This is a genomic window from Campylobacter concisus, from assembly GCF_902460535.1.
Classification (GTDB): domain Bacteria; phylum Campylobacterota; class Campylobacteria; order Campylobacterales; family Campylobacteraceae; genus Campylobacter_A; species Campylobacter_A concisus_AS.
Genome location: NZ_CABPTV010000009.1, coordinates 117,530 through 140,142, shown reverse-complemented (window position 1 = coordinate 140,142; position 22,613 = coordinate 117,530). Strand labels below are relative to the sequence as shown.

At 39.9% G+C, this 22,613-nt stretch carries 23 protein-coding genes and 1 pseudogene; 7 read left to right on the top strand and 17 right to left on the bottom strand.

Annotated features, from left to right (window positions below):
* Positions 1–62: 62 nt before the first annotated feature.
* Positions 63–614 (bottom strand): DJ-1 family glyoxalase III, encoded by a 552-nt coding sequence (locus FZ945_RS08895; RefSeq protein ID WP_107804775.1) that lies wholly within the window; start codon positions 612–614, stop codon positions 63–65.
* Positions 615–695: 81 nt separating this feature from the next.
* Between FZ945_RS08895 and FZ945_RS08890 the strand changes: the two genes are divergently transcribed.
* On the top strand, positions 696–953 hold the full coding sequence (locus FZ945_RS08890) for a SelT/SelW/SelH family (seleno)protein (RefSeq protein ID WP_257639680.1): 258 nt from the start codon (positions 696–698) through the stop codon (positions 951–953).
* Positions 954–996: 43 nt separating this feature from the next.
* Here the strand turns inward: FZ945_RS08890 and FZ945_RS08885 are convergent, their stop codons facing one another.
* From FZ945_RS08885 to pheS, 9 genes are all read right to left on the bottom strand, one after another.
* Positions 997–1,608 carry a DUF4304 domain-containing protein gene (locus tag FZ945_RS08885; protein ID WP_107891966.1) on the bottom strand — a complete coding sequence of 204 codons (612 nt, stop codon included), beginning with the start codon at positions 1,606–1,608 and terminating at the stop codon, positions 997–999.
* A 24-nt stretch (positions 1,609–1,632) separates the two neighbouring features.
* Positions 1,633–2,199: an elongation factor P gene (efp, locus tag FZ945_RS08880; RefSeq protein WP_004317246.1), complete on the bottom strand. Its 567-nt coding sequence runs from the start codon at positions 2,197–2,199 to the stop codon at positions 1,633–1,635.
* Between the two features lie 21 nt (positions 2,200–2,220).
* A complete protein-coding gene (serA, locus tag FZ945_RS08875) occupies positions 2,221–3,801 on the bottom strand; it encodes a phosphoglycerate dehydrogenase (protein ID WP_262367216.1) in 1,581 nt (526 codons plus the stop codon).
* A complete protein-coding gene (locus FZ945_RS08870; protein WP_262367205.1) occupies positions 3,795–4,235 on the bottom strand; it encodes a hypothetical protein in 441 nt (146 codons plus the stop codon). The genes serA and FZ945_RS08870 overlap by 7 nt, the downstream gene beginning before the upstream one ends.
* Positions 4,236–4,282: 47 nt before the next feature.
* Positions 4,283–5,959 (bottom strand): 30S ribosomal protein S1, encoded by a 1,677-nt coding sequence (locus FZ945_RS08865; RefSeq protein WP_148803967.1) that lies wholly within the window; start codon positions 5,957–5,959, stop codon positions 4,283–4,285.
* Between the two features lie 80 nt (positions 5,960–6,039).
* A complete protein-coding gene (locus tag FZ945_RS08860) occupies positions 6,040–6,864 on the bottom strand; it encodes a 4-hydroxy-3-methylbut-2-enyl diphosphate reductase (RefSeq protein ID WP_148803965.1) in 825 nt (274 codons plus the stop codon).
* Positions 6,854–8,131 (bottom strand): 3-phosphoshikimate 1-carboxyvinyltransferase, encoded by a 1,278-nt coding sequence (gene aroA, locus FZ945_RS08855; protein ID WP_148803963.1) that lies wholly within the window; start codon positions 8,129–8,131, stop codon positions 6,854–6,856. Before aroA ends, FZ945_RS08860 begins: the two co-directional genes overlap by 11 nt.
* Entirely contained in the window at positions 8,128–10,464 is a 2,337-nt protein-coding gene (gene pheT, locus FZ945_RS08850; protein WP_148803961.1) for a phenylalanine--tRNA ligase subunit beta, read from the bottom strand. Before pheT ends, aroA begins: the two co-directional genes overlap by 4 nt.
* The gene (pheS, locus tag FZ945_RS08845) at positions 10,461–11,456 is read right to left on the bottom strand and encodes a phenylalanine--tRNA ligase subunit alpha (RefSeq protein ID WP_004317202.1); all 996 of its coding nucleotides are present in this window, start codon (positions 11,454–11,456) and stop codon (positions 10,461–10,463) included. Before pheS ends, pheT begins: the two co-directional genes overlap by 4 nt.
* Positions 11,457–11,574: 118 nt before the next feature.
* Between pheS and FZ945_RS08840 the strand changes: the two genes are divergently transcribed.
* A complete protein-coding gene (locus FZ945_RS08840; protein ID WP_004317216.1) occupies positions 11,575–11,928 on the top strand; it encodes a histidine triad nucleotide-binding protein in 354 nt (117 codons plus the stop codon).
* Between the two features lie 78 nt (positions 11,929–12,006).
* Here FZ945_RS08840 and FZ945_RS10685 read toward each other — a convergent pair whose 3' ends face one another.
* The 3 genes and pseudogenes from FZ945_RS10685 to argH form a co-directional block, all read right to left on the bottom strand.
* Positions 12,007–12,315 (bottom strand): CZB domain-containing protein, encoded by a 309-nt coding sequence (locus tag FZ945_RS10685; protein WP_410369051.1) that lies wholly within the window; start codon positions 12,313–12,315, stop codon positions 12,007–12,009.
* A 54-nt stretch (positions 12,316–12,369) separates the two neighbouring features.
* Positions 12,370–12,678: pseudogene (locus FZ945_RS10680) on the bottom strand (methyl-accepting chemotaxis protein); the annotation flags it as partial.
* Positions 12,679–13,135: 457 nt separating this feature from the next.
* Positions 13,136–14,536, bottom strand: coding sequence for an argininosuccinate lyase (argH, locus tag FZ945_RS08830; RefSeq protein ID WP_148803957.1), 1,401 nt, complete (start codon positions 14,534–14,536; stop codon positions 13,136–13,138).
* 270 nt (positions 14,537–14,806) lie between these two features.
* On the opposite strand from argH, the gene FZ945_RS08825 reads away from it, so the two are divergent.
* Positions 14,807–15,196: a hypothetical protein gene (locus FZ945_RS08825; RefSeq protein WP_148803955.1), complete on the top strand. Its 390-nt coding sequence runs from the start codon at positions 14,807–14,809 to the stop codon at positions 15,194–15,196.
* Positions 15,197–15,198: 2 nt separating this feature from the next.
* On the opposite strand, the gene FZ945_RS08820 is transcribed toward FZ945_RS08825, so the two are convergent.
* From FZ945_RS08820 to FZ945_RS08805, 4 genes are read right to left on the bottom strand one after another with little or no spacing between them, the layout of a single operon-like run.
* Entirely contained in the window at positions 15,199–15,738 is a 540-nt protein-coding gene (locus FZ945_RS08820; RefSeq protein WP_148803953.1) for an oxidoreductase, read from the bottom strand.
* A gap of 2 nt (positions 15,739–15,740) precedes the next feature.
* A complete protein-coding gene (locus FZ945_RS08815) occupies positions 15,741–17,918 on the bottom strand; it encodes a heavy metal translocating P-type ATPase (protein ID WP_148803951.1) in 2,178 nt (725 codons plus the stop codon).
* A gap of 1 nt (position 17,919) precedes the next feature.
* On the bottom strand, positions 17,920–18,123 hold the full coding sequence (locus FZ945_RS08810; RefSeq protein WP_021085807.1) for a heavy-metal-associated domain-containing protein: 204 nt from the start codon (positions 18,121–18,123) through the stop codon (positions 17,920–17,922).
* Positions 18,120–18,674: a GNAT family N-acetyltransferase gene (locus FZ945_RS08805; RefSeq protein WP_107929633.1), complete on the bottom strand. Its 555-nt coding sequence runs from the start codon at positions 18,672–18,674 to the stop codon at positions 18,120–18,122. The genes FZ945_RS08810 and FZ945_RS08805 overlap by 4 nt, the downstream gene beginning before the upstream one ends.
* 151 nt (positions 18,675–18,825) lie before the next feature.
* On the opposite strand from FZ945_RS08805, the gene FZ945_RS08800 reads away from it, so the two are divergent.
* From FZ945_RS08800 to cuyB, 4 genes are all read left to right on the top strand, one after another.
* On the top strand, positions 18,826–19,533 hold the full coding sequence (locus FZ945_RS08800) for a YebC/PmpR family DNA-binding transcriptional regulator (RefSeq protein WP_103567571.1): 708 nt from the start codon (positions 18,826–18,828) through the stop codon (positions 19,531–19,533).
* A gap of 11 nt (positions 19,534–19,544) precedes the next feature.
* Positions 19,545–20,039 carry a peptidylprolyl isomerase gene (locus FZ945_RS08795; protein ID WP_148803949.1) on the top strand — a complete coding sequence of 165 codons (495 nt, stop codon included), beginning with the start codon at positions 19,545–19,547 and terminating at the stop codon, positions 20,037–20,039.
* 11 nt (positions 20,040–20,050) lie between these two features.
* Complete coding sequence (locus FZ945_RS08790; protein WP_004317219.1) at positions 20,051–21,406, top strand: cation:dicarboxylate symporter family transporter; 1,356 nt, start codon at positions 20,051–20,053, stop codon at positions 21,404–21,406.
* A 163-nt stretch (positions 21,407–21,569) separates the two neighbouring features.
* Positions 21,570–22,262 (top strand): cysteate racemase, encoded by a 693-nt coding sequence (gene cuyB / locus FZ945_RS08785; RefSeq protein ID WP_021089668.1) that lies wholly within the window; start codon positions 21,570–21,572, stop codon positions 22,260–22,262.
* Positions 22,263–22,613 lie beyond the last annotated feature (351 nt).

The window sequence follows — 22,613 nt, the reverse complement described above, 5'->3', positions numbered from 1 at the left end:
ACAAAATTTATCCTTAAGTTTAAGTAGAATAATTAAATAAAAAATTACAATTTTTTTATAAACTATTTATAAAGTAAATCATTTTTTACTTTATGGTAAGCCTCTTCGCCAAGCAAATTTTTCACTATAAAAAGCGCAAATTCCATAGAAAAAGCTGGCCCCTTGCCAGTGATGATGTTTTGATCTTTTAGCACGTTTTTATCGCTCACGTAGCCTCTTTTGTCGCTTCTTACGTTCTCTTCAAATCCAGGATAGCAGACAAAATGCTCTTTAAGTACATGAGCTCGCTCAAGCACCATAGGAGCGGCACAAATGGCACAAATTAGCTTACCTTTTTTGTCAAATTCTTGCAAAATTTCTCTTAGCTTGGCGTCATTTGCGAGATTTTCTGCACCAGGCAGACCTCCTGGAAGCACGATCGCATCATAGCCTAGCTCCTCCACCTCACGAAGTGTGACATCAGCTTTTACGTTTATATTGTGAGTACCTCTGATCTGCGCGTCCTTCAAGCTAGCGATAGATGCTATAGCTCCAGCTCTACGTAAAACATCGACGGAGGTTAGCGCCTCGATCTCCTCAAAACCATCAGCTAGGATTACGGCTACCTTTTTCATAAAATCGTCCTTTCTCGTGTTATCTGTTTGTTAGGATAAATTTTATATAATCAAAGCTTATTTCACAAGAAAGGACAGAGCATGCAAGTAAAAATTATTTACTGCAACTCTTGAAACTATCGTCCGGTAGCTTCTCGTGTAGAAGATGAAATAAAAGCGAACTTTAGTGATGCAAGAGTCGAGTTGGTTGTAGGAGATGGTGGAAATTTCATCGTCGAGGTTGATGGAAACGTTATCTTTTCTAAAAAAGATCGCATCGGAAACGATGAGTCAAGGTTCCCACACGGCGAAGAGATCACAACTCTTATAAACAAATATCTCAAAGAAAAGTCGGCTTAATGCTAACTAGCGGGGCAGGCAACTGCCTCGTTTTGCTCCAAATTTACTCTTTAAATTTTATCTCATCTTTTTTATATTTTTTAAGTAGCTCATTTATCTGGTTTTGAAATTTACCCCATCTTGTTTCACTGCCATGCTTTGCGAAGAGCCTTTTGGCATGAGAGGTCAAAATTTCACCTTTATCTTTTATCAAAAGATATTCGTATAGCTGATTTATCGCTGCAAGGCCGTTTTGTTCGAGCATTAGCTCTATTAAATTTTCTTCAGAGATATTTTGCTCAAAAAATTTAAAAACAAAGCCAAGGTCGTTTGCTACATTTTCATAAATTTTAGCCACGTCACTATCTGGCTCTAGCTCGTAGTGTGAAGCAGATGTGCGAGTGATTTCATGTGCTCTAGCTCTAAAATGGCACTCATACTCTTTTGGCTTGCTAATCGCTTCTTTGCCAAGAGTAGCCTCTATAAAAGGGGCGTAAATGCCGCAATTTATATAAAATCTTGTGCGCTCTGAGCTATTGCCGCTGCTTTTTTGAAAATTTACAACATATATAAAATTTGTGGTATTTTTGTAGAAATTTAAAGCGCTCTTGCTAAAGCCATTATCCTTAAATAGCGGCTTTAGCAGAGCGATAAGCTCGTCAAATTTCTCTTTCATAAATTTAACGTGCCAGATGTGTGATTATTTATTTGCGCGCTCGATGTACTCGCCACGAACGGTATCAACGCGGATGACCTCGCCTTCTAGTACGTGAAATGGTATCTGAACTACCGCACCACTCTCAAGAGTAGCTGGCTTTTTGCCGCCTTGTGTATCGCCCTTGAAATTTGGTGGAGTTTCAACTATCTTGAGCTCGACTACTTGTGGCACTTCAACGCCGATTGCGTTGCCGTTGTGAAATAAAATTTCAACCATCATGCCATCGATCATCCATTTTTTAACATCGCCCACATCCTCGTCGCTGATCGCAACTTGCTCGTAAGTAGTCGTGTCCATAAACTGGCAAAACTCACCATCATCATAGAGGTATTGCATCTCTTTTTCTTCAAGATGCGGCTGCTCGCACTTGTCACCTGCGTGAAAAGTCTTTTCAAGAACCTTTCCATCGACAAAAGATTTGATCTTTGCACGAACAAAAGCTGCACCCTTGCCCGGTTTAACGTGTTGATATTCTACGATTTTATAAGGAACGCCATCGATCTCGATCTTTAGTCCCTTTTTTAGATCGCCCATTGAATATGAAGCCATTTTTTATCCTTTCGTAATTTGTTATATAACTGCGTATTGAGCCCAAACACAAGCTTCAAGTGCGTTTAATCTCTCTAGCGTTTCTGTTTTTATATGTTCATCAACCAAGATGACCGCAAGCGCCATGCCATGCTCATCTCTACCAAGACGGAAGTCTGCGATGTTTATCTTCTCGTCAGCTAAAATTTTACTGATCTGAGCGATAACGCCTGGTACGTCGTGGTTTTTGAAGATAATCATCTTACCTTTTGGCTTGAAGTCAGTCTTAAAGCCATTTATCGTCACGATGCGTTGTTGATTTTCACCAAATACCGTGCCACCAACCGTTGCTATGCCTTTTTCAGTCGTTATACGAACGGTGATCTTATTTTTGAAAATGCTATCTCCGCCAGCATTTGTCTCAGTGACTATGCCTTTTTCGTCGCATAAAAATTTAGCATTTACGTAGTTTATCGCATCGCCAAGACTCTCTTTTAGAGCACCCACTATGGCAAATGTTAGCAATGAGTTCGCATATTCGCTAATCTGCCCGTAAGTTTCTATGCGGATAGCCTTGATAGCACTTTTGTTGATCTGAGCTGCCAAGAAAGCCATCTTACTTGTAAGCTCGATATAAGGCTCAACAAATGGCGGCAAGTCTTCTGTTTTGATAGGTAAATTTAGAGCGTTTGGATAGCTTATGCCACGTGCTGCTGATATAGCCTGCTCGACTGCCTCTACTGCAATGTTGCGCTGCGACTCAAGGGTATTTGCTCCAAGATGTGGCGTGACGCTTACATTATTTAGGTCAAGAAGCGGATGACTTGTTGCTGGCTCTTTTGTAAAAACATCGATGCCAGCAAAAGCCACCTTGCCGCTTTTTAGCCCCTCATAAAGCGCCTCTTCGTTATAAAGGCCGCCCCTAGCGCAGTTTATAAGTCTTACGCCATCTTTCATCTTTGCTATCTCTTTAGCGCCAATCATATCGGTTGTCTCTTTGGTCTTTGGAGTGTGGATTGTGATGAAGTCACATGCCAAGATGTCATCAAAATTTTTAGTATAAGTGCCACCCATATCGATGACCTTAGATGGATCGATGTATGGATCGTAGGCAATGATATCCATGCCAAAAGCTTTAGCACGAGCTGCTACTCTTGAGCCGATGTTGCCAAAGCCGATCACGCCTAGTTTTTTCTTAAACAGCTCAACTCCATACCACTTCTCGCGCTTCCAAATTCTATCTAGCTTTAGATCGTTGTGAGCGTACTCGAGCGATCTTGCAGCTGCTAGCATGTGAGCCATAGTTAGCTCAACTGCTGCGATAGTGTTTGCAGTCGGGACGTTCATAGCGATGATGCCTCTTCTTGAACAGCCATCTATATCAACATTATCCACGCCAACACCAGCTCTAACGATAGCTTTTAGTTTTTTACCGGCTTCTAAAAACGCCTCATTTACCTCAGTCGAGCTTCTAGTGATCGCCACATCAGCCTCGCCTAAAATTTTTAAAAGCTCATCTTTTGGAGTATTAACTGCGTCTATTATATTTATATCTTGCTCTTTTTTTAAAAGCTCAAAACCTACTGGGTGTATTGCGTCGCAAACAATGATAGTTTTCATAATTTTACCTCTCTTACACTTGAGTGGATGTCGTAAACTCTTAGCTGCAGTATGATATTTTGAAGCAACTTTGAGTCTTGGGTATTTAAAAAGATCTGGCTTTTGGCGCCATCCTTTACAACAGTGAAATCAACCTCACTACTTCGCAAAGTCTGCATCAAACAAAACATAGAGTAGATGTCGTTTTTATCTATCATAAGTTCATATGCTGTGATCTTTGGCTTTTCTATCTTAGGTCGGTTGTATTCTATAAAAATTTCGTTTACAGGCAATACGTAATCTTTTTTCTTAATAGTTGCCAGCTCGTTGATCCAGTTTTCACTGCCGGCTGTGTTTTTGGTTATATTTTGCTCGTTTGTTATATTGTTTTCTGGGATCTGGCTGAAATTTACGCTTGCAAATTTAACAAGATAAATTCCAACCAAACCTAATATCACAAAGAGCAGAACAACTACTAATAAAAGTGTGCGTCTGCCCATTTATACTAGCGTAATTGTTCTTTTATAATGTCGCCAAGTGTTACTTTGTCGTCGTTGTCGTTGATCTCATTTAACACTTCACGCTCTTTTTGTTTTGCTAAACGGCGTATGCTTAGGCGAATTCTATTTTTCTTCTCATCGATAAATGCAATAGCAGCCTCGATCTCATCGCCTATTTTTAGCGTGCTTGCATCTACGCTACCTAGATCTTCTTTGCGGATTAGCGCATCGACATTATCGCCAAGCTCAACAAATACGCCAAACTCTTTAATGTCACGGATCGTTCCTTTTACTATGTCGCCTACACTAAATTTATTAGCAAACGCTTGAACTGGGCTTTGTTTTAGTTCTTTTAGGCTTAGAGAAATTTTTTGCTCAGCGCTGTCGATTTTGATGATCTTTACTTCTAGCTCATCGCCAGCTTTGAACATATCTTTGCATTTGTCGTTTCTATCCCAAGATGCATCTTCGTTGTGCAGCAAGCCCTCAACGCAGCCTACTCTAACAAATGCACCAAAATTTGTGATAGTTGTCACAACGCCTTTTACTACATCGCCCTCTTTAAATTTAGCTTTAAATTCATCAAATGGCTTTGGAAGTAAATTTTTAAGGCTCACTCTTAAGCGGTGTCCTTTTGCGTCTATTTCGATAACCTCAACATCAATCTCTTGGCCTTCGCTGATGTGATCTTTTGGATTTTTGATATTTTTGTCCCATGAAATTTCAGATATATGTAAAAATCCTTCAATATCATTTCCAAGATCGACAAATGCGCCATAAGGCTCGATATTGCTAACTGTTACTTTTATAGTGTCGCCAACTTCTAGGCCATCGCTTATGATCTCTTCCCAAGGATCTGGAGTAGCTGCCTTGATAGATAGAGATAGGTGGCGTTTTTCGTTGTCATAGCTAATAACTTTAACTAAAACTTTATCGCCTTCTTTGTATAAAGAGCTAGGATTTACTGGGCCTTTGTAGCTTATCTCGCTGTAGTGAACAAGTCCGTCTACGCCGCCAACATCAACAAACATACCATAAGTTGTGATTTTCTTAACTGTGCCCTCTATAACGCTATCGTTTTCTACTATGCTTGATAGGGCTTCTTTGCGTTTTTTGCGGTCGTCATCTAAAATTTTCTTTCTTGAGACAACGATGCTATTCTCTTCTTTATCAACTTTTATAACTCTTACTTTGTATGATTTTCCAACTACGCCCTCAGCGTTTTTAAATCCGCTGTGCGTTCTTGGTAAGAAAAATTCTACACCATTTGCGTCTTGAGTGATAAAACCACCTTTATTTTTTCCAACTACTTTTACGTCGATTTCGCCAGAATTTTCAGGATCGTAAGCTTCGATGAAAGTTTTAACTTTCTCTTTTCTAAGTGCTTTTTTGTGCGACACTATAGGTCTTCCATTTCTTGATCCAGTTATTACAACTTTGATCGTATCGCCAACTTTATGCGTCAGGTTGCCGTTTGCGTCAGTGATCTCAGAAACATTTAAAATGCCTTCTGACTTCTTGCCAACGTCGATTAAAACCTCATCACCATTGATACTGACGATCTTTGCGTCACTATCTTCTTCAGTCTTTTTAAAAGACTCCTCTAACATCGCAGCAAAATCGATATCTTCGATATCTTCGTCTTTTGCTTTTCCTAATTGAACACTTTTGTTCACAGCCATCTTGATCCTTTAAATTTTATTATGCCAGTAGAGGCAAATTGGCTTATTATAGTTAATTGTGGCTTTAGCTAGGATAAATTTTATACTTTTTTGATTCTATCAACGACTTTTTGTATGATCCAGTCAGGTGTGCTAGCCCCCGCACTTATACCACACAAATTTTTGCCATCAAACCATGATCTCTCAAGCTCTTCTTCGCTTTCTATTAGGTAGCTATCTTCGCAGAAATTTTTAGATATTAGGTAGAGTTGTTTTGTGTTTGAGCTGTTTTTTCCGCCGATTATTATCATCACGTCAGCTCTTTTTGCTAAATTTTTAGCAGCCTCTTGGTTTTCAAATGTCGCGTTACAAATCGTGTTAAAAACGCGCAGCTCTTTTACATGAAGCATGAGATAGTTTGCGATCTGCATAAATTTCTCAACTTTTCTAGTAGTTTGGCTAACAAGCGCGACCTTTTGTTTAAATTTAATGCCCTCTAGCTCGCTCTCTTCAAGCACGACATAGACGTTGCCCTTAGCATATGACTTCACCCCTTTTACCTCTGGGTGGTGCATGTCGCCAAAGATCACCACATCATAGCCCTCTTCGCTCATTTTTTCGCAAATTTGTTGCGGCTTTGTCACAAACGGACAAGTTGCATCGATCACTTTTATATCGGTTTTTTTTAGCTCTGCAAGGTCGTTTTTAGTGATGCCATGAGTGCGAATGATTGCCTTTTTCTCATCTTTGAGCTCACTTATGCCATCAAGCGTCTTTACATTGTAATTTTTCTCAAGCCTGTTTATCTCTTCATTATTGTGTATGAGTGGGCCGATAGTTGCGGCATCTCCGGCGTTTTCAGCTATCTTTATCGCCCTTTTTACACCAAAGCAAAAGCCATAACTACTAGCAAGCTCAATCTTCAACTCTAGCTCCCATTTTCTTTAAAATTTCAGCAAAATTTGGAAACGAAGTGGCGATAAATTCGCTCTTTTCTATCTGCATGCCACATTTTAGCCCAAGTATGGCAAAGCTCATAGCGATCCTGTGATCTCCGTGGCTATCTATCGTGGCAAATTTAGCCTCAGAGCCATTTATGATAAAGCCATCTTCAAGCTCGTTAGCATCGACACCGCACTGCTTTAGCGCATTTATCGTGACAGCTATCCTGTCGCTCTCTTTTACGCGAAGCTCTTTTGCATTTGCTAGCTTGCTTTGACCCTTAGCGCAGGCAAATGCGATGGCTAAAGCTGGGGCTTCGTCGATGAGCCACGATATATTTTCGCTAACCTCTACACCTTTTAAATTTGGCGAGTACTTAACCTCGATATCGCCGATATCTTCATATTTACTTGAGGTTTTGTGAAATTTTATCTCAGCGCCCATTTTTTCTAAAACTCTGTAAGCTTCGATGCGAGTTTTATTTAGCAAGATATTTTTTAAAATGATATGCGAATTTGGGATGATTAGAGCTGCGACCGCAAAGAAAAATGCCGAGCTTGGATCATTTGGCACGTCTATATCAAGTGGCGCAAGTGGCGATGTCATCGGCTCCAGAGTGATCTCTAAGCCGTCACACTTTATATCAGCTCCCATGCCAGCAAGCATGCGCTCAGTGTGGTCTCTGCTTAGCTCTGGCTCGCTAAATTTGCAGCCATTTGAGTAAAGAGCTGCTAGCAAAAGCGCGCTTTTTACCTGAGCTGAGGCGATCTTACTATCAAAATCAAATCTTTCAAATTTAGCCCCTCTTATACAAAGAGGAGCGTTATTTGCGCCATTTGCGCCATCTATCTTTGCCCCCATCTCATTTAAAGGCTTTGCTATCCTTGCCATCGGGCGAGAATTTAAATATTTATCACCACTTAGCACGAAAAAGCCGTCCTGTGCGGCTAGTAACCCCATAAAAAGCCTCATCGCCGTGCCCGAATTACCACACTCTAAAATTTCATTTGGCTCTTTTATCTTTTGTGGCGGAGTGATAGTTATCTCAGTACCGTTATCTTCGACATTTGCGCCTAAGAGCTGAACGATCTTTAAGGTATTTAGCGTATCACCTGCTCTTAGATAGTTTCTAACGCGAGATGGTTTGTCGCTTAAAAGCGAAAACATCGCACATCTATGCGAGATAGACTTATCAGCCGCGATGTCGTCGATGGTTAAATTTAGACTTTTTTCTAATGGATAAATTCTCATCTTATTCCGATATTTAGCTTCTCTTTTAGCTCACTTAAAATTTTATCCATAAGCGCGTTTATATCGTCATCTTCAAGCGTTTTTTCCATATCTTGGAATGTAAATTTAAGGCTAAGGCTGATCGCGCCGTTTAGTTTTGCATCTTTATAGATATCAACCGGCAAGAACTCTTTTAGCTCTTTTAAATTTAGCCCTCTTATGCACTCATAAATTCGTCCAGCCTCGAAATTTTCAGGCACGATGAGGCTAAGATCTCTTGTCGTGCTTTGGAATTTTGAGTAAGGCACTGCAAGGATTGGCTCAAATTTAAGCTTTGCAAAATCAATCTCACAAACATAAGTTTTTGGCAGATCTCTTTTTGCCTCTACTCTTGCATCAACTCTGCCGATATAGCCGATCTTTTCGCCATTTTGGTAGAGATGTGCCTGCTCGTATGGGCTAAGATATGAAATGCCCTGGCAAGGTTTTAGCTCAAATTTGCCTATGACATTTTGAACCATCGCTGCAAATGCGTAGAAATTTGCCTCCTCGCCCTTTGCGCCGTTTATGAGTGTTGGCTCTTTTAAAAGCCCAGATACGACAAATCCTAAATTTAAACCTTGATTTGCATTTTCGTCAAAAACTTCGCCAAGCTCAAAAAGTCTAACTGAGCGTTTTGAGTTTTTGATGTTTTTCTCGCTTGAGCTTAGGAGGTGATTAACAAGTGCTGGTCTAAGCGTGTTTAGCTCGTTGTTTATAGGATTTAGTATCTTGATCTTGCAAGGCTTGAAATTTAGCTCACTTAGCTCATCAAGGCTGTCAAATACGTAGTGTACACTTTCAAAAAAGCCATTGCTAGCTGCACGGTGCCTTAAATTTAAAGCATTTTTATAGTCAAAATATGTCTTATTTAGCCTATTTTTCTCAGAGAAATTTAGCGGCGTTGAGGCGATATTGTCGATGCCTATTATCCTTACTATCTCTTCGCAGATATCATGAGAATTTACGATGTCATGGCGAAATAACGGCACTTTTACATTAAAGCTCTCTTGCTCGACATTTACCGCGATCTCAAAGCCAAGTTTCTTTAAAATTTTAACGACATCGTTTCTTGCAACCTCTTGACCGATCATATTTTTAAGCTCGCCAAGTGAGATACTAAGCGTGATAGGCTCGGTGTTTAGAAGTGATTGCTGTGAGCCAGCAAAAAGACTTAGACTATCTTTAAAGCCAGCTAGTCTTTTAAAAAGATAGTCCGCCCCGTAAGCTAAATTTGGCTCGCTACCACGGCTTGAGCGATAAACTTGATCGCCTTTTGGTAAATTTTTATTTTCAAAAATGGCTTTTGAGACAACATCTGGTTTTACGTAGCTAGCCTCTACCAAGATCACCTTTGAGCCCTCATCGACCCTAGCTTCATCGCTTTGGTAAATTCCAGCAACGCCTAAATTTTTATCCTCGCAAAAGACCACACACTCGCCATTTTCGCCATTTTTGATGTCAAAAACTGCTTTTTCGCCCTCGCCCACAAGCTTAACGTGATCATAAGCTCTAAACAAGACGCCAGTGCAAAATGTCGCGTATTCAAGCAGTCTTTCTACTAAATTTGTCTTTTGGCACTCAATAAGAGCTAGCCTCAACCTAGTTAATAAATTTTCACTTAATGCATTTTTTAGCTCAAAGGCTTTATACAAAAACGAGCCATTTACCTTATCTTCAGTTCGCACAGACGCGATCCTGCCGATGCCTAGTAAATTTTCGCTATCTTCATTTTCGTGGCTATCTTTCATATTTAGATCAAGCGCAGTGCAAATTTCTCTTGCAATGCCGTGTAAATTTTGGCAGTCGCCCCTGTTTGCTGTGACATCAACCTCGATGATCACATCTTTAAACACTTCAAATTCGCCAAGGCTTGTGCCAAGTTTTAGCTTGCCGATGCTCTCATCAAGTGGCAAAATGCCGTCATTTGTCTTAGGTAGTCCTAGCTCAGTTGAAGAGCAGATCATACCGCATGACTCGATGCCTCTTAGTTTTGCCTTTTTGATCTCAAGACCATTTGGCATCGTCGTGCCAATGAGCGCAACTGGCACAAACTGACCAGCCTCAACGTTTTTAGCCCCACACACGATCTGAAGCGTTTCGCTGCCAACATCAACCTGACAAACGCTTAGCTTATCGGCGTCTGGGTGCTTTTCTCTACTTTTTACGTAGCCAACTACGATGCTCTTTGGTAAATTTATCTCTTTATAGCTATCAACTTCTAAACCGATTGAATTTAATGTCTTTGAAAGTGTCTCACCGCTAACCTCGCTAAGATCGACCCACTCGTTTAACCAATGCTTTGAAATTATCATTTAAACTGCTCCAACAATCTTAAATCTCCCTCAAAAAGTGACCTTAGATCAGGCACTCTATGAAGCAACATCGCAAATCTCTCAACGCCAAGGCCAAAGGCATATCCACTTACATTTTTATAGCCAACCGCCTTAAATACATTTGGATCAACAACGCCGCATCCAAGCACCTCAAGCCAAGTAGTCTGCTTGCACACCCTGCAGCCCTTGCCATGGCAAAATATACAACTAATATCAACCTCTGCGCTAGGCTCCGTAAATGGAAAGAAGCTAGGGCGAAAACGCACTTCAACGTCGCCAAACATGTGCTTTAAAAAGCCCTCAAGCATTGATTTTAAATTTGCAAAGCTAACTTTCTCGGCATCCTCCACCACAAGGCCTTCTACCTGGTGAAACATCGGTGTATGTGTTAAGTCCATATCGCGTCTAAAGACCGTGCCTGGCGCTATCATGCGGATAGGCGGCTTTTGATTTAACATAGTTCGCACCTGAACTGGGCTCGTATGCGTCCTTAAAAGTCTAAAATCATCTAGGTAAAATGTATCTTGCATATCTCTTGCTGGGTGGTATTTTGGTAAATTTAGCGCCTCAAAGTTGTGAAAATCATCTTCTATAAGCGGCCCAGTCTCGAGCGAGAAATTTAGCGCCAAAAAGTATTCAATTATCTTATCCATCGTAGCCATCACAGGGTGCAGCGCCCCGCTAGCAACAGGCTCGTTAAAGAGCGTGATATCAGCGGCCTCTTTTTTCATCTTATTATCTATCTCTTGCTCGCTAAGCTCGGCCTTTTTGGCTTCTATAAGCGCGCTTAGCTCATCTCTTTGCTTGTTTAAATTTGCTGCAAATTCCTTTTTCTCATCCTCGCCAAGCTCTTTTAGCTTTGCAAAACCTTGCGCCAAGATGCCCTTTTTGCCAAAAATTTCTACCCTGACCTTCTCAAGATCATCAAGAGTTGAAATTTCATTTTTGATTTTATTAATGAAATCTTGCAATTTTTTACCTTTATGAATTTTTGCATCGATTTTATAGAAAAAGAGTTAAAATCAAGATAAAAAGCGCGAAATTTAAGCACACTTTGATATAATTTCTCAAACTTTCAAAGGAGCTAAAATGACCATATTTGAAAAGATCGTTGCTGGTGAAATTCCTTGTAACAAAGTGCTTGAGAGCGAGAAATTTCTAGCTTTTAACGACATCAACCCAAAAGCGCCGATCCACATCCTCATCATCCCTAAAAAACACTACAAAAACTTCCAAGAGATGGACCCAGTTTTGATGGGTGAGATGACCAAATTTATCCAAGAAGTGGCGAGCTTAATGGGCGTTGATAAGAGCGGATACCGCCTCATAACAAACTGCGGTGAAAACGGCGGTCAAGAGGTCATGCACCTACACTTTCACCTACTTGCTGGCGCAAAACTTGGCTGGAGCGAAGGCGTAGCTGATCCACAAAGCACATTTTAAAAACAAAATTTAGACTCTTTTTGAGTCTAAATTTCACTTCAAAATTTTACTTTTTAAAACATCTAAATTTAAATAAATTTATTTCCTAGCAGCTTTTACCGCTTCAAGTAGCTCTTCAAAGCCAGCTTTACTTGAATGCTCGACATCTTTTAGTATCTCGACACCTGCTAAATGTCCCTTATCTTTATCAGCAAAAATCGCCATAGCCTTATCTAGCCCGTGATGGACATTTTCGTGGTGCGCAGCTATACTTGAGAGAATTCTTGGATCTTTTATGATGGTATTTTTCACATCCTTTTCATACCACTTGCCAAATCTACACTCATGCACGTCTTGAATTTTATTTATCTCGCCAAGCAAGACGCCTCGGTAGCCATTTAGCTTCATGTTGATGTGATCTATCTTACCGTTACTGACATTGACCTCATTTGTTACGTTTAGGGCTTGATTTAGGATGTTTTGCGTGTTGGCATTTACGCTTGAGATGTTGCCCTCAAAGCCACCTAAAATTTGCATCGCATTTGCTGAAATTTTAGAGAAATTCTCACTCATTTCGATCATTGTGTTCGCACTTTGCTTAAGACCATTTATATTTACTTCAACCTCAAGTGTCGCCTTTTGCGTGCGCTCTGCAAGCTTTCTAACCTCATCTGCAACGACTGCAAAGCCTCGTCCATGCTCGCCCGCACGAGCCGCCTCGATAGCAGCATTTAGCGCTAGCAAATTTGTCTGATCTGAGATGTCTTTTATGAGATTTATGATCTCAACGATAGAATTTACGCTTCCATCAAGCGAAGAGGCATCGTTTGAGAGATCGCCGCTCATCTGGCTCACTTGCTCGATCGAGCTTAAAATTTCAGCCGTTTGAGACTTGAGCTCGCCTGTTTCTTTGAAGGTTTTTTCATTTAAATGGTTTATATTTTCAAGCATTTTTAAATTTTCTTCGATGGTTGATTGCAAGAAATTCATACCATCTTGATAGCTAGTAAGGAGCAAATTTACAGCCTCTTGCTTATCCTTAGCTTGCTCTTTTGGCTCGCAAGTTTTGGCATTTTTTAGCTCATTTTTAAGTGCTAAAATTTCAGCCTTTAAAGCTTCATTTTCTCTTTCCAAAGCTTCATTTTTACTACCAAGCTCTTTGCTTTTGCTGTCAAAAAACATTTTTCATCCTTTAAAATTTGTAAATTTCGCGTAATTATAACTCTTTTTACTTAAGCCAGTCGTCTAAAATTTTAATTTGCTCTTCAACGCTTTTATTTGACGTGCCGCCTTTTGAAGTGCGGGCCTCTTTTGAAGCGTGAAGATCTAGAAATTTAATGGCATTTTCATCTAAATTTTCATCGACACTTTTTAGCTGCTCTTTGTTTAGCTCACTTAGATCAAGCCCCAAGCTCTCAGCCTTTGCCACAGCTTTTCCGGTGATAAAGTGCGCCGTTCTAAATGGGATATTTTTCTCACGCACTAGATAGTCCGCCAGATCAGTTGCACTTAGATGCCCGGTTTTTGTCGCTTTTAGCATATTTTTTTTATTAAATTTAGCCGTTTTTATCATCTCATTTAGGATAGTAGCCGAGCTTAAAATGGTCACAACGCTATCAAAAACGCCCTCTTTGTCTTCTTGCATATCTTTATTGTAAGCAAGTGGCAAGCCCTTCATCGTAGTTAGCAACGCTACTAAATTTCCATTTACACGCCCGGTTTTACCGCGTATAAGCTCAGCGACGTCTGGATTTTTCTTTTGAGGCATGATGGAGCTACCCGTGCTATAAGCGTCGCTAATACTTACAAAGCCAAATTCCTGCGAGCTCCAGAGTATGAGCTCCTCGCAAAGCCTAGAAGCATGCGTCATAAAAACACTAATGTTAAATAAAATCTCAAGCGCATAGTCACGGTCGCTCACGCTATCCATCGCATTTTGCGTGCAACCTGCAAAGCCAAGCTCGCTTGCAACGATGCTCCTATCTATCTTGTGCGGCGTGCCTGCAAGGGCTGCTGAGCCAAGCGGACTTAGGTTGTTTCGCTCATACGAGCTAATAAAACGCTCAAAATCCCTCTTAAACATAAACGCGTATGCTAGCAAATGGTAGCTAAGGCTTACTGGCTGGGCATGCTGAAGGTGCGTGTAGCCTGGCATTAGCGTATCTTTGTGGTTTTTGGCTAAATTTGTAAGCGTGGCGATGAGCTCTTTGATAAGAGATGAAATTTCTAAATTTTTCTTCAAGACATAAAATTTAAAATCAAGTGCGACTTGATCATTTCTGCTTCTAGCTGTGTGCAGCCTGCCGCCAAGCTCAGCTCCGATGATCTCGCTAAGGCGCTTTTCAACCGCCATGTGGATATCCTCATCTTCTATCTTAAAAGCAAATTTACCAGCTCTTATCTCAGCTAAAACCTCATCAAGCCCCTTTATAATCGCCTCTGACTCATCTTTTTTTAAAATTCCGCAAATCCCGAGCATTTTTGCGTGCGCCTTACTGCCAGCGATGTCCTCTTCAAAAAGATTTTTATCAAAATTTATAGAAGCATTAAATTCCTCGAGCAACTTCGAGCTAGCCTCGCTAAATCTACCCTCCCACATCTTTTTATGTGCGTTTTCATCTTTTTTCATAGCTTTGCCTTTGATTAGTTTTGTGTGATTTTAACAAAAAGGTGCTTAACTAGGCTTTTTAAGAGCGTTTTATCAAATAAATTTTTGATCTAAAAATAGAAATGTAATATAAAAATTATGCTAGAGTATCAAAAGAGTTATATATATAATTTACATTTAAGGTTATTAAAATATAATTCGCCCAGCAACTTTTTAAAAACTATTTCAAGTTTTTTGATTTATTGCCGATATAGTTTTAAATGAAGAAATAAACTAAAAAGGAAGGACGATATGCAAATAGATGCAAATATGAACTCAAATGTTTTCTATCATAATGGCTACACATCTATATCATCAAGTAGCGCTAAAACCAGCATATTAGTTTCTTCTGGCTATGGTACAAAAGATATCGTTAGAAGTAATGATGTGCATGTCGAACAAAGAGAAGAGGTTAGACAAAAACCTACAATTATTAGAAAAGAAGATGTCACAGAGCTACAAAAAAATTTAGAGAAATTACAAGACCAAAGAAGTGATATAGCTAATCAAATTTCAAGCATCCAACACCTGAAAGATCGTGATTCTATGCAGATGCTTCATCATCTAAATTTAGAACAATCAAGCATTCAGAATAACATTTTAAGCATTAAAACTCAGATGACAGAAATGGTACAGGCTTAAGACTAAGCCTTACCGATAATAGTTCTTAGAACTAAACAAAAATCCTCTAAAAAGTATCCCATTGACTTATAGAAGTTACTGCTAGCATTTTGTTCAAGCTCTTTTGCGAGAAGCTCGGCATAAGGTAAGAAAAACGAGAGGCTAAAAGCAGCAAGAAGCTGCATAGACTCTTTTGTCGTCTCTTTTTTTAAGATATTTGCTATCAAAATGAGCTGATTTGAGATGCTATCAACCTCACCCATTTTTGGCTCAAATTTTATAGCCTTGTAAAATTGCGCCAAATCATCTTTTGCGCTTGAGAAATAGTAGCTTGCTTCAAATTTTGCCTTCAAAATGACAAAATCATCACACAAGGCCGCACTACTCTCATCTTTGATAAATTTAGCGTAAAGCTCATTTCCTTTTATGTTTGCATCGCTCTTTGTTTGCGTTATCCACGCATTTGTCTTTTTGATACGCATAAAAGATGAGACACCCAAGATGCCGTTAAAATTTGTAGCAAGCGCAGCCGCTACGACGCTGTAAAGCTCTCCAAGTCTCAAATTTAATCCTTAAGCTTCAAATATCTAAGTCTAAGCGCATTTAGCACGACAGTAACCGAGCTTAGGCACATCGCCATCGAGCCATAAACTGGACTTAGAAGTAGCCCAAAGACCGGATATAGCACGCCAGCAGCCACTGGTATACAAATGGCGTTATACATAAATGCCCAAAACAAATTCTCTTTTATGTTAGCAATAGTCGCATTTGCAAGCCTTACAAGCCCGCTCACGCCACGCAAGTCATTTTTTACAAGCACGATATCGCCAGCGCCTTTAGCGATGTCTGAGCCTGAGTTCATAGCGATGCCAACGCTTGCTTCTTTAAGTGATGGCGAGTCGTTTATGCCATCTCCCACAAAGATCACGCCACCTCGGCTCATTAGCTCTTTTACCTTGTTAAATTTATCCTCAGGCAGCATATTTGCGTAGTATTCGCTCACATTTAGTTTGCTAGCAATATTTGCCACTACTTTTTTATCGTCACCCGATAGGATCACACTTTGTAAATTTAGCTTTGCAAGCTCGTTTATAACGCTATTTGCTTCATTTTTTAGCTCATCGCTTAGCGTTAAAAAGCCACTAAATTTTTGATTGACCGCGCAAAGTATGACGCCACTTCCATCATTTGTAGCCTCTTTTATCGCTTCACTATCTGCTTCATTTAGCAAGATATCGTTTGCTGCGAGCAGCTTTTCGTTACCTATTATTATCTTGTTACTCTCGTCTTCATAGACGATGCCTTGACCAACTACGTTTTGAAATTTGCCATTTAGCTTTTGTAAATTTATGTAATTTTGTTTTGCGTATCTTACGATCGCTTTTGAGATCGGATGCTCGCTTAAATTTTCAGCAGATGCCACTAGCTCTAGCTCTTTTTCGCTCAAATTTGAACTTTTGACGCTGATTAGCCCCTTACTTAGCGTGCCAGTTTTGTCAAATGCTACAAATTTAGCATCTTTTATAAGCTCCAAAACCTCTGGATTTTTCACCAAAATCCCAGCTTTTGCACCACGCGCGAGCGAGCTTACGATTGCTATTGGCGTGGCAAGCCCAAGTGCACATGGGCATGAGATGATAAGCACGCAGATCGCGCTAGAGATCGCATAGGCGAAATTTCCACTAAAAATTATCCATATAAAAAATGTAAGAACTGAGATCGCCACGACGCTTGGCACAAAGATGTTTGCTATCTTGTCAGCCAGCCGTCCGATAGGCATCTTTTTAGAGCTAGCGTCGCTTAACAAGCTTAAAATTTGAGATAGCAAGCTCTCGTAAGAACTCTTTGTTACCTTGACACTTATATAGCCATTTGTGTTTAGAGTGCCGGCAAATACGCTGTCTCCCGCCTCTTTATAAACTGGCAAGCTCTCTCCTGTAAGCATAGAAGCATCTATCTCAGCGCCACCTTGAACTATCACGCCATCACTTGGGATGTTGTAGCCATTTTTTACGATGACGATGTCGCCTACTTTTAGCTCATTTACATTTACCTCTTTGCTCTGTCCATCTGGCATGACCAAAAAGGCAGTCTTTGGCGAAATTTTAAGTAGGGTCTTTAGGTAGTCGCCAGCTTTTGCTTTTGAGCGCTCTTCAAGGTACTTGCCAAGCAAAACAAAGGCTATTATCATCGCTGCGCCCGAGACATAGACGTTTTTTAGATCATCTGGGATAAAATTTGAAAAGATCACAACAAAAAGCGAGTATAAAAACGCACTGCCACTTCCAAGAGCTACAAGCACATTCATATCGTAGTTTTTGTTTTTAACAGCCTCTATGGCGTGAGCAAAGAAGTCTTTGCCACTAAAAGCTAGCACCAAAAACGCTAAAACTAGCATGAGTAAATTTACTAGCAAGTTCTGAGGTGCGAACATCTCAAGCGCCATTATCACGATGCTTGCTATAAATGCAAATATAAATTTATTTCTTATCGAGGTTATATGCTCGTCTCTTTTGGCTTCAAATTCATCAATATTTGTCGCCACAAAGTAGCCAAGCTTCTTTATCTTTTGCTCTAAAACTTCACGCACGCTAGCGTCTTTTAGGACAAATTCGCCGCTTGCGTTTGCGAAATTTACATTTGCTTCAAGCACCCCATCTATCTTTTTGGAAACTTTCTCGATAGCGTTTGAGCAATTTACGCAGCTCATTCCCGCTATATTTAGCTTGACTTTTAAAGGCATATCAAAGCTCCTTTATAACGTCAAATCCCAGATCAGCCATTTCTGATTTAAATTTCTCTACATCACTATCTTTTATATCAAGGCTTACTTGTCTTGGCTCTTTGCTAAGATCGACTTTTATCTCACCAAAGTCATCTTCAAGTGCGTTTTTTATAGTATTTGCGCAGTTTTGGCAATGCACGTTATTTACCTCAAATGTTTTCATATTATCTCCTTTATCATGTGGTCGTATTCGTGTAAATTTATGATCTTTTTGGTGTTAAATTTAAAGCCAAGGCTCTCGTAAAATTTACGAACTTTTGGCTTATTTACATCAACTATCAGCGAGACTTTTTTATGTCCTAGCTCTTTTGCTTTGGCAAATGAGTGCAAGATAAGCTCTTTTGCAAGCCCTTGGCCTCTAAATTTCTCATCCACAGCGATGCTATCTATATAAAACTCATCGTCAAAGCACTCTTTTTCTACCTTGGCGTCTTTGCCAAGCGCCTTTAGATGCTGTGAAATTTCTCTATCAAACTGCCACGCGTCGCCACCAAAATAAGCACACATAGCAGCGATGATCTGCTCGTCACATTTATAGACATAGACATTTTTATAGCTAAGTCTGTTTGTCTCGCTTTGAAAAAATTTCTCTAAAATTTCATCGCTTTTTGCAGGATCGTCGTAGCCACTTAGCTTGTAGGCGATATCCTCCATCGCTAAATTTAGTAGTTTTATGCAGATTTTTGCATCTTGTTTTTGAGCATTTTTTATCATGAGTATGATTATATGCCTTTAGCTTAAATTTTTACCAAATATTATTTTCAAATTTACAAATTAGGCGCTTTAGCAGGCAAACTAAAAATGTTTTAAAAAAGTATAAAATTTTTTTAGTTATAATCCGTAAAAAATTTATTTAAGGATATTTATGGGACGAGCATTTGAGTACCGAAGAGCAGCAAAAGAAGCTAGATGGGATAAGATGAGCAAGGTATTTCCAAAACTTGCAAAGGCTATAACAGTAGCGGCAAAAGATGGCGGATGTGATCCAGATATGAACCCAAAACTTCGCGCAGCCATCGCAGCAGCAAAGGCTGAAAATATGCCAAAAGATAACATCGATGCGGCTATAAAAAGAGCAAATGGCAAAGATAGCGCTGATATCAAGACTATCTTTTATGACGGCAAAGCAGCTCACGGCGTGCAAATCATCGTCGAGTGCGCTACTGACAACCCAACAAGAACAGTCGCAAATGTAAAAGCGATATTTAGCAAAAATGGCGGAGAAATTTTGCCAAGTGGCAGCCTTAGCTTTATGTTTACAAGAAAGAGCGTTTTTGAACTTGAAAAACCAAGCGCAGATGTCGAAGAGATCGAGCTTGAGCTGATAGACTACGGCCTAAGCGACATCGAGGCTGACGATGATACGCTATATGTTTATGGCGACTATGCAAATTTTGGCACACTACATGAAGGGATAGAAAAGCTAAATTTAGTAGTTAAAAAAGCTTCACTTCAGTACTTGCCAAATCAAACCGTGAGCCTAGATGAAGAGCAAATGCTTGAGGTTGAGAGGCTTCTTGACAAGTTAGAAGACGACGATGACGTCCAAGCAGTTTATACAAATATCGAGTAAAAAGGAGCAACATGCGTTTTGATGAGTTAAAAGTTTATGATATAAATTTAGACGAGCTAAAAAAAGATAAATTTGCAGTTTTAAAGACAGAAAAAGGCGATATCAAACTTGAGCTTTTTGCCGAGGATGCACCGCAAGCTGTTGCAAATTTTGTCCATTTGATAAAAACAGGCTTTTATAATGGCCTAAATTTCCACAGAGTTATACCAAATTTCGTCATCCAAGGTGGCTGCCCAAATGGCACAGGCACAGGCGGTCCTGGCTGGAGGATAAAATGTGAATGCGATAATCAAAAGGTAAAGCACGAGCGTGGCAGCCTTAGCATGGCTCACGCAGGTCGCGACACTGGCGGATCGCAATTTTTCATCTGCCACAGCAAGCAACCTCATCTTGACGGCGTGCATACAGTCTTTGGAAAGTGCACTGATGACGAGAGCTTAAAGGTACTTGATGCTATCAGACAAGGCGACAAGATCCTCTCAGCAGAGATCAAGCAGAGCCTATAAAAGGGGAATTTATGGATAGTGCAAAAACGCAAAAAAGTCTCTTTGTGAGGCTATTTACCAATCTCGCCATTTGGGTTGTGATAGGTATAGTTGGCGGTGTTATCGTCGGTATGGTCGCACCTGAGCTTGGCATAGCGAGCAAGCCAGGCATTGATTATTTTATAAAAGCCCTTAAAATTTTAATCGGCCCTATCATCTTTTTAACGATCGTTTCAGGCATCGTCGGACTTGAGAGCCTAAAAGATCTTGGCACCATCGGGCTTAAGGCGTTTATCTACTTTGAGATAGTTAGCACGCTTGCTCTTGCTGTTGGTATCATCTTTGGCGAGACGCTTCGCCCAGGGCATGGCATGAACCTTGACTACACTCAGCTTGACGCCTCAAGTGTGGCTAAATTTACATCTCAAGCTGGAAATATGGACGCAAATAGTGGCTTTTTAGCACACACGCTTCATCTTTTAAGAGGCGCTGTGCCAGTGGATGACATCTTCCCTTACGTGCATATACTTGATCCATTTATAAAATCAAACACACTTCAAGTGCTTTTCATGGCGATTGTCGTTGCCATCGTGCTTTCGCTACTTGCTCATGATAAAAAGCAAGCTTGTCTAAAACCGCTTGAATTTATCCAGCACTACGTCTTAAAGCTTCTTACTTGGCTTATGTTATTTAGCCCAGTGGCGGCCTTTTCAGCGATGGCTTACTTGATCGGTAAATTTGGCATCGGAACGCTTCTTGGTATGATGGAGCTTCTTGTCGTTATGGCGCTTGCAAGCTGCTTTTTCATCTTTGTCGTGCTTGGCGTCATTTGCTACTTTGCCAAAGTCAATGTCTTTAAATTTATGCGCTTTATCTCAAAAGAGGTCTTGGTCGTTTTTGCGACAAGCTCGAGCGAAACAGCTCTTGCGCCACTTATGCAAAAGCTAGAAGCAGCTGGTATAAATAGAGGCGCAGTTGGCCTTATTATCCCAACTGGCTACTCATTTAACCTTGACTGCACCAACATCTATCTAAGTTTAAGCGTTATCTTCTTAGCTCAAGCATTTAATATCCCACTAACTTTTGAACATCTAATAAGCATACTAATCGTGCTAATGATCACAAGTAAAGGCGCTGTTGGCGTTACAGGCTCAGGCTTTGTCGTCCTTGCTGGCACACTAAGCGCTCTTCCAAGCACTGGCATACCAGTCGTAACCGTAGCTGTGCTACTTGGCGTTGATAAATTTATGTCAGAGATGCGTGCTGTTGGTAACCTTTGCGGCAATGCCGTTGGCTGCATGATCGTATCTATCTGGGACAAAAAGGTTGATATGGAGAAATTTAGATACGCACTAGACCATCCAGACGAATTTCACTTCCACTCATAATAAAGTTTTTTAAGGGGCAATCGCCCCTTTTTATCTTAAATTTACTTCAAAACTTAAAGTGCTTATACCCTATTTTTACAATACCAAATGAAAATTTATAAATTTTATTTTTAAATATAGAAACTAATATTATAATTATTGAAAATTTTAATTTGGAGGAGCTATGAAGACATTAGGCATCATAGGCGGCATGGGACCACTTGCCACAGCTGATTTATACAAAAAGATCATCGATATAACCCCAGCAACTTGCGATCAAGAGCACCTACACATCGTTATCGACTCATACGCGCAGATAGAAGATAGGACAAAATTTATCATGGGCGAGGGAGAAAGTCCGCTTCCAAAGCTGATTCAAAGTGCAAAACTTTTAAAAAATGCAGGATGCGATGCGATGCTAATGGCTTGCAACACGGCTCACTACTTTGCTCCAAGTATCGAAAAAGAGGCTGGAGTGAAAATTTTGCACATTGCAAAAGTTACCATAGATGCCTTGCAAAAAAAATATCCACACGCTAAAAATATCGCTGTCATCGCAACAAGTGGCACAAAAAAGGCAGGCGTTTATGATCAAATTTTAAAAGAGCGCGGGCTAAAGAGCGTGGATTTTAGCAAAGAGACGCAAGATGTCATCATGGAGTGCATCTACAAAGGCGTCAAAGCTGGCAAATTAGAAGAGTATGTGCCGGTATTTTATGAAGTGCTTTCAAACATTGAAGCTGACGTTTATATCGCAGGCTGCACCGAGATACCGATGTTTTTACCATTTATCAGCAGCGAGTATAAATTTATAGATGCGACATTTGAGCTGGCAAAAGCTGGCGTAGAATTTGGCTTAGAAAAGAGGGTATTTTGATTAAATTTAGCCAGATACCTGGCTAAATTTTTGTTTTAACTACAAAAACCCTACAACTATACTGAACACAACAACGACTTTTTATAGTAGAAATTTGAGATCAAATTTAGCTGGAGTGTTCTGGCTAAATTTTAAATTTTTAACTTCAAAGACCGCACTACTTACAATAAATTTAACAATAATTTTTTATATTAGAAATTTTTAGATTTAAAGAGATTACAAAAAATTTTAAATTTAACTGGAGCATTCGGGCTAAAATTTGATTTTTAACTAAAAGGATCGCTTGTATTAAAATTTCTGATATTAGGCAATTAAATTTTTCAAGCATTTACAAAAAGCAAATTTTATAGT

Coding starts and splice junctions, on each gene's coding strand:
- FZ945_RS08790 (WP_004317219.1), top strand. CDS start 20,051: ATGGATAGTGCAAAAACGCAAAAAAGTCTCTTTGTGAGGCTATTTACC.
- cuyB (WP_021089668.1), top strand. CDS start 21,570: ATGAAGACATTAGGCATCATAGGCGGCATGGGACCACTTGCCACAGCT.
- pheT (WP_148803961.1), bottom strand. CDS start 10,464: ATGATAATTTCAAAGCATTGGTTAAACGAGTGGGTCGATCTTAGCGAG.
- FZ945_RS08810 (WP_021085807.1), bottom strand. CDS start 18,123: ATGAAAACATTTGAGGTAAATAACGTGCATTGCCAAAACTGCGCAAAT.
- FZ945_RS08805 (WP_107929633.1), bottom strand. CDS start 18,674: ATGATAAAAAATGCTCAAAAACAAGATGCAAAAATCTGCATAAAACTA.
- FZ945_RS08885 (WP_107891966.1), bottom strand. CDS start 1,608: ATGAAAGAGAAATTTGACGAGCTTATCGCTCTGCTAAAGCCGCTATTT.
- FZ945_RS08840 (WP_004317216.1), top strand. CDS start 11,575: ATGACCATATTTGAAAAGATCGTTGCTGGTGAAATTCCTTGTAACAAA.
- FZ945_RS08800 (WP_103567571.1), top strand. CDS start 18,826: ATGGGACGAGCATTTGAGTACCGAAGAGCAGCAAAAGAAGCTAGATGG.
- FZ945_RS08795 (WP_148803949.1), top strand. CDS start 19,545: ATGCGTTTTGATGAGTTAAAAGTTTATGATATAAATTTAGACGAGCTA.
- aroA (WP_148803963.1), bottom strand. CDS start 8,131: ATGAGAATTTATCCATTAGAAAAAAGTCTAAATTTAACCATCGACGAC.
- FZ945_RS08815 (WP_148803951.1), bottom strand. CDS start 17,918: ATGCCTTTAAAAGTCAAGCTAAATATAGCGGGAATGAGCTGCGTAAAT.
- argH (WP_148803957.1), bottom strand. CDS start 14,536: ATGAAAAAAGATGAAAACGCACATAAAAAGATGTGGGAGGGTAGATTT.
- FZ945_RS08865 (WP_148803967.1), bottom strand. CDS start 5,959: ATGGCTGTGAACAAAAGTGTTCAATTAGGAAAAGCAAAAGACGAAGAT.
- FZ945_RS08895 (WP_107804775.1), bottom strand. CDS start 614: ATGAAAAAGGTAGCCGTAATCCTAGCTGATGGTTTTGAGGAGATCGAG.
- FZ945_RS10685 (WP_410369051.1), bottom strand. CDS start 12,315: ATGAAGCTAAATGGCTACCGAGGCGTCTTGCTTGGCGAGATAAATAAA.
- FZ945_RS08825 (WP_148803955.1), top strand. CDS start 14,807: ATGCAAATAGATGCAAATATGAACTCAAATGTTTTCTATCATAATGGC.
- efp (WP_004317246.1), bottom strand. CDS start 2,199: ATGGCTTCATATTCAATGGGCGATCTAAAAAAGGGACTAAAGATCGAG.